The organism is Dellaglioa sp. BT-FLS60, assembly GCF_054941065.1.
Genome location: NZ_JBSOLI010000031.1, coordinates 98,414 through 111,664 on the forward strand (window position 1 = coordinate 98,414; position 13,251 = coordinate 111,664).

At 34.2% G+C, this 13,251-nt stretch carries 11 protein-coding genes and 1 other annotated feature; of the genes, 3 read left to right on the top strand and 8 right to left on the bottom strand.

Going from position 1 to position 13,251, the window contains the following annotated elements; genetic code table 11:
* Positions 1-204: 204 nt before the first annotated feature.
* Complete coding sequence (locus ACVQ8P_RS03865; RefSeq protein WP_462297619.1) at positions 205-2,841, top strand: YfhO family protein; 2,637 nt, start codon at positions 205-207, stop codon at positions 2,839-2,841.
* A gap of 66 nt (positions 2,842-2,907) precedes the next feature.
* Here ACVQ8P_RS03865 and greA read toward each other — a convergent pair whose 3' ends face one another.
* The 7 genes from greA to ACVQ8P_RS03900 all read right to left on the bottom strand — a co-directional run bounded on the left by greA (position 2,908) and on the right by ACVQ8P_RS03900 (position 10,319).
* The gene (gene greA / locus ACVQ8P_RS03870) at positions 2,908-3,390 is read right to left on the bottom strand and encodes a transcription elongation factor GreA (RefSeq protein ID WP_462297621.1); all 483 of its coding nucleotides are present in this window, start codon (positions 3,388-3,390) and stop codon (positions 2,908-2,910) included.
* Positions 3,391-3,473: 83 nt separating this feature from the next.
* Positions 3,474-4,610, bottom strand: a complete 1,137-nt coding sequence (gene mltG / locus ACVQ8P_RS03875; protein ID WP_462297623.1) for an endolytic transglycosylase MltG — start codon at positions 4,608-4,610, stop codon at positions 3,474-3,476.
* Positions 4,611-4,660: 50 nt separating this feature from the next.
* Positions 4,661-7,081 (bottom strand): phenylalanine--tRNA ligase subunit beta, encoded by a 2,421-nt coding sequence (pheT, locus tag ACVQ8P_RS03880; protein ID WP_462297624.1) that lies wholly within the window; start codon positions 7,079-7,081, stop codon positions 4,661-4,663.
* Between the two features lie 6 nt (positions 7,082-7,087).
* On the bottom strand, positions 7,088-8,134 hold the full coding sequence (gene pheS / locus ACVQ8P_RS03885; protein WP_462297625.1) for a phenylalanine--tRNA ligase subunit alpha: 1,047 nt from the start codon (positions 8,132-8,134) through the stop codon (positions 7,088-7,090).
* A 64-nt stretch (positions 8,135-8,198) separates the two neighbouring features.
* Positions 8,199-8,421, bottom strand: a binding site (T-box leader).
* A 43-nt stretch (positions 8,422-8,464) separates the two neighbouring features.
* The gene (locus ACVQ8P_RS03890; RefSeq protein ID WP_462297627.1) at positions 8,465-8,809 is read right to left on the bottom strand and encodes a winged helix-turn-helix transcriptional regulator; all 345 of its coding nucleotides are present in this window, start codon (positions 8,807-8,809) and stop codon (positions 8,465-8,467) included.
* Positions 8,810-8,933: 124 nt separating this feature from the next.
* On the bottom strand, positions 8,934-9,434 hold the full coding sequence (locus tag ACVQ8P_RS03895) for an HD domain-containing protein (RefSeq protein ID WP_462297629.1): 501 nt from the start codon (positions 9,432-9,434) through the stop codon (positions 8,934-8,936).
* A gap of 120 nt (positions 9,435-9,554) precedes the next feature.
* The gene (locus ACVQ8P_RS03900) at positions 9,555-10,319 is read right to left on the bottom strand and encodes a TrmH family RNA methyltransferase (protein ID WP_462297630.1); all 765 of its coding nucleotides are present in this window, start codon (positions 10,317-10,319) and stop codon (positions 9,555-9,557) included.
* Positions 10,320-10,452: 133 nt separating this feature from the next.
* Here ACVQ8P_RS03900 and ACVQ8P_RS03905 point away from each other — a divergent pair, with 133 nt between their 5' ends.
* Together ACVQ8P_RS03905 and yidC are read left to right on the top strand one after the other, a co-directional pair.
* Positions 10,453-10,728, top strand: coding sequence for an acylphosphatase (locus tag ACVQ8P_RS03905; protein ID WP_462297632.1), 276 nt, complete (start codon positions 10,453-10,455; stop codon positions 10,726-10,728).
* A gap of 86 nt (positions 10,729-10,814) precedes the next feature.
* Positions 10,815-11,747 (top strand): membrane protein insertase YidC, encoded by a 933-nt coding sequence (yidC, locus tag ACVQ8P_RS03910; protein ID WP_462297633.1) that lies wholly within the window; start codon positions 10,815-10,817, stop codon positions 11,745-11,747.
* Positions 11,748-11,772: 25 nt separating this feature from the next.
* Here the strand turns inward: yidC and ACVQ8P_RS03915 are convergent, their stop codons facing one another.
* The gene (locus ACVQ8P_RS03915) at positions 11,773-13,242 is read right to left on the bottom strand and encodes a HAMP domain-containing sensor histidine kinase (protein ID WP_462297634.1); all 1,470 of its coding nucleotides are present in this window, start codon (positions 13,240-13,242) and stop codon (positions 11,773-11,775) included.
* Between the last annotated feature and the right edge of the window lie 9 nt (positions 13,243-13,251).

Here is a 13,251-nt window from a genome sequence, read left to right on the forward strand (position 1 = left end):
GTCTTTCAATTCGTTTAAATATATCATTTATCATATTACCACATTTTTAAGCCCATTGTGGACATAAGTGAGTTAACAATTTAGATTGTAATAAAAACTTTAATTATCATTAAAACATAAATGCTATCTATCATAGAATCATGCGACAAGGGCTCAAATATGCTATTCTTATTACCATATATAAATAGTCTGAGAGGTTTTAAAATGATCCCGATAAAAAACAACATCAAAAAACATCAGGTACTCCTTCTAAGTTTCTTTATTCCATTGGCCATCATGCTTTGCTACTTTGTTGGTCGAAAAATGTATCCATTCGGAAACAGTTCCTTATTAACCGTTGATTTAGGTCAACAATATATCGATTTTTTCTCTTATTTTAGAGCAACGCTCCTTCATCACCCTACTAGTTTCTTTTATTCGTTCTCACAAGCAATTGGCGGTGACATGTTGGGTGAATGGGCTTATTACCTTATGAGTCCTTTTAATCTGATTTTTTTACTATTCCCAGGCAAATCAATTTTAGCAGGGGTTATGCTAGTTACCCTTTTAAAATATGCTCTATCAGGTCTCACATTTGGTCTATTATTGAAAAAAACAACGAGAATGAAATCATTTTATATACCATTATTTGCCACAGCCTATGCTTTAATGGGGTGGACAATCGCAAATCAACTCAATTTACTATGGCTAGATGCAGTAATTCTATTGCCATTAGTCATTTTAGGCTTTGAAAAATTACAAAATAAGCCAAAAAGTTGGGCTTATACTTGGTGGCTTGCACTCCTTTTAATCGTTAATTATTACATGGGTTACATGGTCTGTCTTTTCATGATTTTATACTTCTTGTATACAACAAGTCGTGTTAAACTTACCTTTAGACAATTTTTAAAAAGCGCCTGGACCTTTGCTTATAAATCATTAATTTCTGTCGCAATTTCAGCAGTCATTTTATTTCCAACCCTATTTTCATTACTTTCAAGCAAAGGGCAATATACTGAAGATTCGATTAAAGCAAAATTTGAATATAATCCATTGGCTATGCTCTCAAAATTAATTATTGGTTCATTCAACTTTGATCAGATGCCTTCCGGATTTCCTAATATTTTCATTGGTAGCCTTGCTTTAATTGGCTTCATCTTATATTTCATGAATAAACGTTTTTCAATTAGAGAACGCATTGTCGCCTTCTTAATCACAAGTTTCTTAATTTTATCAATGTGCTTTGAACCCTTAGACTTACTATGGCATGGCATGCAATTTCCTGTTTGGTATCCTTATCGTTTTTCATTTGTCTTTTGCTTCTGGATTATCCTTTTAGCTGCACAACAATTCGAGTATTTTAATCCTGTTAAGCTCTGGAAACTAAGTGTTGTGGGGCTTTTATTCATTGGGATGTTCACGTACCTATTTTTAGCAAAAACGGCCTATAATTATTTGTCTAATGAAACTTTAATTTTATCGCTCCTATTTATTTTATTAACTTTAATTTTAATTCAGTTTCAAGATCATGCGTCACCTTCATTCAAATGGTTATTATTTCTGAGTGTTATCGCTGAAATGGCTTGTAACGCTGTCTACTCACTAGATAATATCAGTTATTTATCTACGAGCGAATACGACGTATCAACAACAGCCTTAGCAACTGAAAATAAAGCATTAAAGAAAATTGATCATTCTTTTTATCGTGTGGCACAAACATACAGTCGAACTAAAAATGATGCAATGTCAGCTGATTTCTTCAGTGGATCTCATTTCAGTTCCGCCTTTTCCAAATCAATCCCAACCTTTTACGGTAAAATGGGTCAACCTGATGGCGATAATTACGTCACTTATTCAAACGGTACATTGGTGACAGATTCTCTATTAGATATGAAATATGTCTTCATGCCAAAACAAATAAAGACATCTAAAGCACTCACAACACAATTAGAAACATTGACACCGTTAACTGAAAAACCTGATACTGCTTACTATAAAGCCGTTTCAAGTGAAGCACTAACTGAAACAGTCAAAAATCCCTACGCACTATCAATTGGTTACGCGGCCAATAAAACAATTTTAACAAAAAAGAACAAAGCAACTAACCCACTAAGATACCAATCAAATTGGTTATCTTCTCTAACAGGTATTAATAATGACGCCTTATTTACACCTATTAATTTTGATACTGTTAATTTTGATAACGTCGGTACACAAACGAACTTGACGGATTCAATTCTAACCAAAACAAAATTAAATAAACCTGGAACAGTTACCTTTACCTATATTCCAGCAACAAATGATGCTTATTATTTAACCTTAGGTGCAGGATTAAGTACAGATAACGTCTTATTCAAATTAAATGGGCATGAATTAAAACAATATAAAACTTATCGAAATACCGTTGTTGTCAATATTACTGCCAATAATAAAGGTAAAAAAATCATTTTAACAGCTAAATTAAAGAAAAGAACCCTTTTCTTAGAAAACTTTACACTTTACCACATGGACGTTAAATCGTTCAAATCTCAAATGAAACAATTAAAATCTAGCGAATTAAAAATTACAAAGTACAATCAACATGCTATTACTGGTTCAATAGCCGTCAAGAAAAATAATCAAGCTGTCTTCACAACGATTCCTTATAGCCAGGGTTGGCACGTCAAAGTAGACGGAAAATCTGTTTCAACTAAAAAAGCAATGGATACCTTTCTTAGTTTCAAAGTTGCCAAAGGAACCCATACCATTCAGTTCGTTTATTGGCCACCTTACATGAGAATTGGCCTACTAGTCTCAATCTTAGCCTTGCTTTTAACATTACTTAACCCAATCATCAAACACATAAAAAGATTAATTAAATAGTTTTTGTGTAATACAAAAGGGAAAGATTGCAATATGCAATCTTTCCCTTTTATTTATCTTTAACGCTTATAAATTATCTGTAACAGCTGTAATTTTAACCTCAAAACTACCATTTGGTGTTTGGATTGTAACTGTTTCATTTAGTTTATGACCAATTAATCCTTTTGCAATTGGTGCTTCATTAGAAATTTTACCAGACATTGGATCAGCTTCTGCTGCCCCAACAATTGTATACGTTTCTGCTTCTTCACCAGGTTCCATGAATGAAACTGTCTTGCCAACAGAAACTTCATCGTCATCAACACCAGCATTATCAATGATTTCAGCATAATGAAGCATATGCTCAATCGTTTTAACACGGCCTTCAACAAAGCTTTGTTCATCTTTAGCTGATTCATATTCTGAATTTTCTGATAAATCACCATAACTACGCGCAATTTTAATTCGTTTAATAATTTCTGCACGCGTTTTTGTTTTTAATGTTTCAAGTTCTTCTTCAAGTTTACTTTTACCATCTAGGGTCATTGGATATACTTTATCTTCTGCCATTACTTGCTCCTTTTAAAATTGATAAGTTCAATATGCCTACCAGATTAACATTTAATATTGTGATTGTAAACCGGTTACGCAGATTATTGCGCATAACTGTTATCTGTTTGAGTTGTAGGTGAAAATGCTTGATAATACTCATACGTCTTAGAATACTCTATTTTTTTAGAATTTGAATTTAAAATGAAATAGATATTATGCTTTTTCATATCCAGTGGCTTCAAAACAGCCTGAATGGAATCTAAGCTAGCATTATTAAATGGCCCAGGTCCAAATCCCTTATAAACATACAAGTTATATGGTTTATCAACGTAATAATCAGCTGATGTCAAGTCTTTTTGAGGTGTATTTAAAGCGTAACTAACCGAAATATCAGATTGTAACGGTATTTCCGCTGCAATTCGGTTAAAATAAACACCTGCAATTTTTTGACGATCCGCATGATTTACGGTCTCTTTTTCAACCAATGACGAAAGTGTTATCACCTTTTGAACTGTCAGTTTTTGCTTTTTAATCGTTGCATAATAAGGCGACAATTCATTATTTGACTTCACAACCATTTGCTCAACAAGATCTTTTAACGTTGTTTTTTTATAAACTGTATAGGTTGCCGGGAACAGATACCCTTCCAAATGATATTTTACATTATTGGATGCCATAGAAGAATCTAGCAGCCCCGGATATTTTTTATCTAAATAAGTTAAAAATGTTTTATTTTTCATTAATTTCATAAAATCATCATATGAAAAGTTAGTCTTTTTAGCGATAGCCTTACCGATTTCATTAACCGTTGTTCCCTCACTAACTAAAACTTTTGCTAACGTATTTTGAATTGGCTCACTACTTCCACCTTGCTGAAGCGTCCAAGCAATTTTATCTAAACTCATGGATGCTTTAAGTTGATAATAGCCACCCTTAAATTTTGAAACTTTTTTTTGTTTTACATAATACGTATAAACGGTGCCACTCTTAATGATTTTATTTTTTTCTAAAATAGTCCCAATTTGTTTTGTATTTGAACCAATGGGAATATAAACTTGCTCAATTGTGTTATTATTTTTATCCAATGGATCTAAGGATGCTTTAATATACCGATACGTCACAAACATTATCGTCAGTAACAATACACACAATAATGTAATAACGCCAGCGATAATCCTATGAGCCTGATTTTTATTATTCTCTGGCGGTAATTCTGGAGATGTTTCTTCATTTTTCATTATTTGACCTCCTTACGCTAAATAACGACTACGTTATTGTGCGTCCTCGCTTATCGAATATCAGCTCTGAATGTTTCTTTTAAAGCTTCGATAACACGGTCAAAATCTTTTGTCACATCTTCTTCAATTAAAGTTTTTGTCACATCTTGATAAGTTAACGTATAAGCCAAAGATTTCATCCCTTTTTCAATATGAGAGCCTTGGTAAAGGTCAAATAGATGAATATCACTTAAAGACTTACCGCCCTTTTCTTTGATAAGTGTCTCGATATCACTGTTAGCGACGTCATTAGCAACGACTAGCGCTACATCACGAGTCACTGATGGGAATTTAGAAATAGCTGCAAATAAACGTTCTTCTTTGACTGCATCAACTAATTTTTGAAGATCCAATTCGAAAACATAAGTTTCCTTTAAATTAAATTCTTTAGCTGTATTAGGATGAACTTGTCCAACAAATCCAATTAATTCATCTTTCAAATAAACATCAGCTGTACGTCCTGGATGCATATCTTCATGACCTTCAGAAGCGACATAGCTAACATCATCTGCCAATTGTAATTGTGTTAATAACTGCTCAACAACCCCTTTAATCATGAAAAAATCAACGGGTTGTTTCTCACTTTGCCAATTAGCAAGTTTGAATAAGCCTGTCATTGCACCAGCAATATGTTCAATTTCAACAGGTCTGTCCTCACCCTCACTACGGAAAAAGACTCTGCCTTGTTCATAAAAGGCAATATTATCAGATTTACGTGCTTCATTGTAGCTTAAATCGTCTAATAGTCCACTAATTAAATTCATTCTTGTAGTTGTGCGTTCTGAACTCATTGGGAACATCAAATTAGTTGTAAAAACATCTTTTTCTTCAAAAACAAATTTAGCCGCTTTGTCTTCTGTTGTTAACCCATAACTAACTGCCTCAGATAAACCAGCTGATTCCAAAATATGACGCGCTTGTCGAATCATTTTTTGTTTATACGTATATTTACCAGGTGTCATTTCACCTGTGGGCAATGTTGACGGAATATTGTCGTATCCATAAATACGTGCAATCTCTTCAACTAAATCTGCTTCAATACTAATATCCCAACGTCTTGCAGGAATTTCAACAGTTAAAGTGTTATCTCGATTTATCACAGTAAATCCTAATTGTTCAAATAATTTAACAATTTTTTCTTCTGATAATTCAGTTCCAAGTACATTATTAATATGTGCAACTGTCGTATCCACAAAAGTTGATTCTGCTTCTAATTTGCTTGCACTAACTGTCCCAGTAAGAACCGTTCCATCACCTAACTCAGCAATTAAATCAGCCGCAGCATCTAGAGACTCTTGAACGGTCCCTACGTTAATACCACGTTCAAATCGCATTGAAGCTTCACTATGAATACCTTGTGAGCGTGCTGTTTTTCTAACCATTGAGTTATTGAATACTGCAGATTCAAGCGCAACGGTTACCGTTTCATTGGTGATTTGTGTTGATTCGCCACCCATTGTTCCAGCGATAGCGATGGGTGCTTTACCATTTGTGATAACGATATCTGAATCTTTCAATTCACGTTTTTCACTATCAAGTGTCGTTATTTTTTCACCGGCATTAGCTGTTCTTACTAAAATATCTTTACTACCTAATTTATTATAATCAAAGGCATGCAAAGGCTGACCGTAATCCATCAACATATAATTAGTGACATCAACAACGTTATTAATTGGTCTAACACCAGCATTCCAAAGGCGAATTTGTAACCACATTGGGCTTGGTTTAACAGTTAAATCTTTAATTATACGCATAGAATAAGTTGGCGCTAAGGTCTTATCAGGCAAAGCCAAAGAAATGTAGTCTTCTGTTTTTTCATCAGACGTTTCTTTCAAATCTGGATGCTTAAATATTGCTGGAACATCATAATCAGCTGATAATTCGTGAGCGACACCACGCATACTTAACATATCAGCACGATTTGGTGTTACATCAATATCAATAATATCGTCATTCATCCCTAAATAATCAAAAACAGGTTCGCCAGGAATAGCATCTTCTGGCATCACATAAATACCTTCAACAAATTCTTTAGGAACAACACTTTCAGAAAATCCGATTTCTTGTAAGGCACAAATCATTCCTTCTGAAGCTTGTCCACGCATCTTACCACGCTTAATTTTGACATTATCAGCAATTCTAGAATTTGGTAGTGCAACAATAACTTTTTGACCTGCAGCAATATTGGGTGCACCACAGACAATTTGACTGAGGTCATCTTCGCCAACATCGACTTGACAAACACTCAAGTGATCAGAATCTGGATGAGGAACTAAGCTATCAACATAGCCAACAACAATTTTTTTAAGTCCCTCAGAAGGACGTTTAACACTGTCAATTTCAACAGCCGTACGGGCAATTTTTTCAGCAATAACATCAGGCGCAATGTCTAATGTTAAATATTCGTTTAACCAATTTTTAGATACTTTCATTTTTCTCTAACCTCTCTTCGCGAATTGTGACAAGAAACGATTATCATTCAAGTAGAAATTACGGATATCGTCGATACTATATTTAAGCATTGCAAAACGATCAGGCCCTAAACCGAAGGCAAACCCACCATAAACTTCTGGATCAACACCGGCCATTCTTAGAACATTTGGATGTACCATTCCGGCACCTAAAACTTCTAACCAGCCTGTGTATTTACAGATTGAACAACCCTTACCCTGACATTTGAAACAAGTCACATCAACTTCAACTGATGGTTCAGTAAATGGAAAGTAACTTGGTCGTAAACGGATTTCTTGTTCTTCTCCGAAAATTGTTTTAGCGATTAATTCAATTGTTCCTTTTAAATCAGCCATTGTGACATGTTTATCAATTACTAAGCCTTCAAATTGATGGAATTGATGCGAATGCGTTGCATCATCTGTATCACGTCGATAAACTTTACCCGGTGAAACCATTTTTAAAGGCCCCTTTGAAAAATCATGCGTTTCCATTGTTCTTGCTTGAACAGGTGACGTCTGCGTTCTCATTAACAATTCTTTTGTAATATAAAATGTATCTTGCATATCTCGAGCAGGATGATCAGCAGGTAGATTCAACATTTCAAAATTGTAATGGTCTTCTTCAACTTCTGGACCAGAAACAACTTGATAACCCATACCTAAAAAGAGGTCTTCCAATTCTTCAATAACTTGCATAATAACATGTGGTTGACCCAATTGGATTTGCGCACCTGGTAAGGTGACATCTAATTTTTCTTTTTCTAACTTTTTAGCCGTTTTTTTGATTTCTAATTCTTCATTTTTTGCATGAATTGCTTCAGCCAATTCATTTTTGATGGCATTAGAAAAGCTACCAATCTTTGGACGTTCTTCAGCAGATAAATCTTTCATCCCTCTTAAAACTTCCGTAATAGGTCCTTTTTTACCAAGTAAATTAACGCGAATGTCATTAATTTGTTTTAAATCTTCTGATTCACGAATTTGTTTTAAGCCTTTTTCTTGCAGTTCAAGTAATTTCTCTTTTAAATCCATTAATATCGACTCCTTCGTTTAATTGTTTTTGATAGATTTTTGGACACAAAAAGACCCCATCCCTAAAAGGGACGAGGTCTCGCGGTACCACCCTTGTTTTTGAGGCTAAAATAACCCCAAACACTCAAAATGATAACGGCCATTAACCGGTTAATTATGTCGTCGTAAGTTAAATTAACAGCTCCAGAAGTGAATTCAATATTTTTATTTATTGATTAGTTTCAGTCTAGCTAACCATCCCTTTGGATCTTAAAAAAATATCTACTAGTTTCTATCTAAGCCTTTACTCTATATTCATAGTTTAAAGGTAACGAGGCTTACCGTCAAGTCTTACTCACAATCTTTCAATGTATACCATTTTTCTGACCATTCGTGAACACTAGTCATCATATTCTTCATGTCCTCACCTTGTTCAGTTAGTTCATAAAAACTACGGCTTGTTTCACCAATAGCAACTCTTCCAACAACGTTAGCATCTTCAAGTTCTTTTAAACGTTCAACCAATACACGGTCACTACATTTATCAACTTTTTGAGCTAATTCCTTAAAACGTTGTGGTCCTTCATCTAATAAAACATCAATAATTAAACCGTTCCATTTTTTGCCTAAGATCGAAAAAGTTTTTTCAAATCTTGGACACGTTTCGTAATTTGTTTTCTCTTGTATCACTTGCATATTATCCCTCCTCCAATATATCACTGTTATTATTTTATCATTAACTAACAAAAAGTAAACAAACTTGGTTTACTTTTTTGATTAACCAAAAAAAATAGGCCCAAAGGTCCATTCTTTTTAGAAATTATTTTAAAACCGCAATCAACTTTCGAAAGCCAAGCTTTGACATATTTTTCAGTGGTGATGAAACTTCACTTGTTGCTTCATACTTATCAACCATTGTCACAATGTAACCTTCTGGATATTTAGGTGGTGCAACCGTTGCACCCCACATATGTTTAATAATAATATCTTTTTCTAAATCAGATAATGATGTTAATTTCTCTGCATTTCTGACAGCGATACGAGGATGAATCCAAGCATGCGTTCCGCGGTCAAATTTTGTTGTCCGCCAATCATAATAAAATAAATCATGTAGTAATCCGGCTCTTGCTGTTGCTTTTGCATTTAAATGTAATTTTTTAGCGATACGATAACTATCGTAAGAAACTGAGATTGAGTGCTCTAATCGTGTAGAAAAGTGATGTTGTGTATATTCACTTAACCTTTGAACTTCTGGTTTTGCCAAAAGATCGCCAACATAACTCATATATAATTCATCATCAAGATACGAATCTTTTTTCATATACCCCTGCGCCTCCAGAATCATTTTTAACTACCTTCATCATAACTGATTAAACAATCAATGCAAGCGTAATCAGTTATCTTTAGGAAATCGTAATACTCTTTCCTAATACAACATTAATTAAGCTTTGAGTTGGAACATCAATACACCAGCGGCAATAGCTACATTAAGTGATTCGGCACGACCCTTAATTGGAATATAAAGATTAGCATCCGTTGCATTCAATAAATCATTGCGCATCCCGTTACCCTCATTACCCATAATTAACCCAAAACTATCCACAGCAGTAATCTCGCGATAACTACGTGCTTCTTCATTTAATTCAGAGCCATAAATTGGCACATTATTTTCTTTAAATAATGTCGTAACTTCCATTAAGTCAGCAGTCACTAATTGAACATGAAATTGACTTCCTTGCATCGAACGCAAAACTTTAGGATGATGACTATCTGCACTACCTTCACCAAAAATAACACCCGTTAATCCAGCAGCATCTGCAGTTCTCACCATTGTCCCAATATTCCCAGGATCTTGGATACCGTCTAACATTAACCAACCACCAGCTAAATTATCAGCTGATAATTTTATATTTTCTTCCATTTCAGTTACTGCGTAAATACCTTGTGGGGTACTTGTATCAGCAAGATACAAACTGACTTCAGATGAAATTTCTACTTGTTCAATTGACATATCAGTAATCTCATCAAAATACCTGAAATCATCTGTAACAAGCAGATACTCAATTTTTGCGTGTGCCATCAAAGCTTCCTTAACAAGATGCCAGCCTTCCAAGAGATATTTATTTTCTTTTTTACGACCTTTTTTTGTTTGTAATTTTTTCCAGTATTTAATTTTAGCGTTCTGTGTTGAATTAATTTTTTCCATAACGATACCCCTCTTACTATTAAAAATAATTATATCATATTTAAAATGCCATTAGTTGGTCGTCCTTATATTTTCAAGTTATACTAGAAGTAATAACAATGACTTATTTCTATAAATATGGAGGGATTATCTTATGAGTGCCATTCAAATAACAGTTTTTGGCCGCGTACAAGGCGTTGGCTTCAGATATACAACAAAACGATTAGCTGATGATTTAGGTATCTATGGCTCCGTTCAAAATAATTTTGATGATAGTGTCACAATTAAAGCAAGTAGTCCAGATAATAATCAATTAGAAAAATTTATTCAAAAAGTTAAAAAATCACCTACACCAGCCGGTAAAGTCACTGATTACAAAGAAACCCCCTTAACTAATTATGCGCCGACAGAATTTAGTGTTCTTTACTAAACGCCATTTATCCATATCTGATTGAAATCCCCTTATATTTAAAGTATAGTAATCGATATAGTCACATATAAGAGGAGAAATAATTAATGAAAAAGCTTAAGCGTTTAACACTGCTCCCAATATTTATGACCATCGTCCTATTTTTATCAGGATGTGTGCGTCAGGACAAAAGCGGTAACCCTTACGGCATGGTTTACGACTACCTAGCAAAACCAACTCAAGGGTTACTTGAATGGTTATCATCTCATTTAGGCAATAATTATGGTCTTGCGATCATTGTCATCTCATTCGTCATTCGAATGGCTTTAATGCCAATGATGATTAACCAATCGAAAAAAGCGACCGTTCAACAAGAAAAAATGGGTTCCATTCAACCCCAACTAAAAGTGATTCAAGACCGTCAAAAGGCTGCTAAATCACCAGAAGAAAAAGCAGCAAGTAGTCAAGCAATGATGGCACTTTACAAAGATAACAACGTCAGCATGACTGGTGGGATTGGTTGTTTACCCTTATTAATCCAAATGCCAATCTTTGCTGCTTTATATGCTGCTATTCGCTATTCTGCAGAATTAAAAGGTGCTGTATTCTTTGGTATTAAATTAGGTACGCCTTCAATCGTCTTTACTATCTTGTGTTTCATTGTGTACTTAGGGCAAGGGTTCATCTCAACAATTGGTCTACCACCTGCACAAAAAAAGACCATGCAAACAATGTTAATTGCTAGTCCAGTAATGATGGTATTTGTTACATTGAGCGCTCCAGCAGGGATTGGTCTCTACTTCTTTATCGGTGGAATCTTTGCATGTGTCCAAACGTTTATTATTATGTTAATGCGTCCAAGAATTCGTCGTGAGATTCAAGCAGAACTTGCTAAAAACCCACCCGTCGTTAGAGAACATAAAACAATTGATGCTGTTGAAGAAACCGTTGAACGTACAATTGACAATGTTGAAGATGACTTGTCAAACGCTACAAAAAATAATCGTAATCGTAATGCCGGTAAACAAAATCGTAAATAAATAAAAAAGATTAAAACATGACGTTTTAATCTTTTTTTGTCTCTTCATTTATTTGTTCTGCGATTAAGGGTAATGAAATCCTGAAAATTGATCCACGTTTTTCAACACTCTCAACGACTAATGTCCCTTTATAACCCATAATTAATTTTTGTGCAATTGATAATCCAAGCCCATTTCCACCTTTATCACGGCTTCTTGCTTTATCAACACGATAAAAACGATTAAAGACATTCTTCAAATTATTTTTAGAAATGCCTTCACCGAAATCTTGAATAGCAATTCGAACCATTTTCATATCTTTTGAAGCTGAGATATGAATTTCTTTTCTTGTTTCTGAGTATTTAACCGCATTATCCATTAAGATAATTAAAACTTGTTCTAAATGATTTCGTGAAATTTTTACTAAGCTTTCTCCTCTGAAATCTTCATCCAAAATAAATGTAAAATCTGGATGAATCATTTTGAAATCATTAAATACCTGTAAAACAACTAAACGAACATCGGTAAGTTCATTCTTAAATGTCATTTCAACTTGTTCAGCTCGTGACAAGTCTAACATTTCTTGAACTAAACTCTTCATCCGATTAATTTCTTGGAGGGATGCTTCAATCGATTCGGCTAAAACAGCCGGATCGTCTTTCCCCCATCTGTTTAATAATTCCATATGCCCTTGAATAATCGCAACTGGTGTCCTTAATTCATGCGAAACATCTTCAACGAATTGTTGTTGTTGATCAATATAGCGTTCCATTCGATCCAGCATACTATTAAACAAGTCCGTTAAATCAGATAACTCATCATTTCGATGCATGTCTGGGACACGAACATGTCCAATCGGTGTATCACCCGCATTAATGCGATCAATGGTTTCATTCACTAAATCAATGGGACTAAGTAACCAAGACGCTAAGACATAGCCTAAAATGGCACTACCAAAAGTTGCCGTAATAATTAAAACAATAAAAATTAAAATTAATTTATTACTAATCTTATGATAGTTCTCTAACGCATTTGTCACTTGTGCATAGCCAATTTTTTTACCCGTTTTAGATGAATAAATGGCCTTTCTGGCAACATAACCACTTGCACCATTAATGGTTTGGCTAGTGAATGTCATTTTATTTATTTTAACGAATGGCACATTTAAATTTCTTGAAGCAAAAACCTCTTCTTGCTTCAAATTATAGACACCAACTGCAACATTTTCTCGTGATAAGTTAACAATTACCGCATTCGAATATAAATTATTTTCATCTTTAGAAGAACTAGCATTAGAATTTATTGGCTTCAAATGTTGCGCAGTACTTGAAATTGTTAACTCTTGATTTTCACGACTTAATTGTTGTGTCACCGTTCTTAACGTATCTTGCACATCTTTTTTTTCTTTATCTAATAAAACACCACTAAAACTCTGAAAAATAAGCGAAGAAAAAACGGCAAATATAAGTAAAACACCCATTGCCGTTCCTAATGCCCATTTCCATTTAAGCGACATACGTCTTGC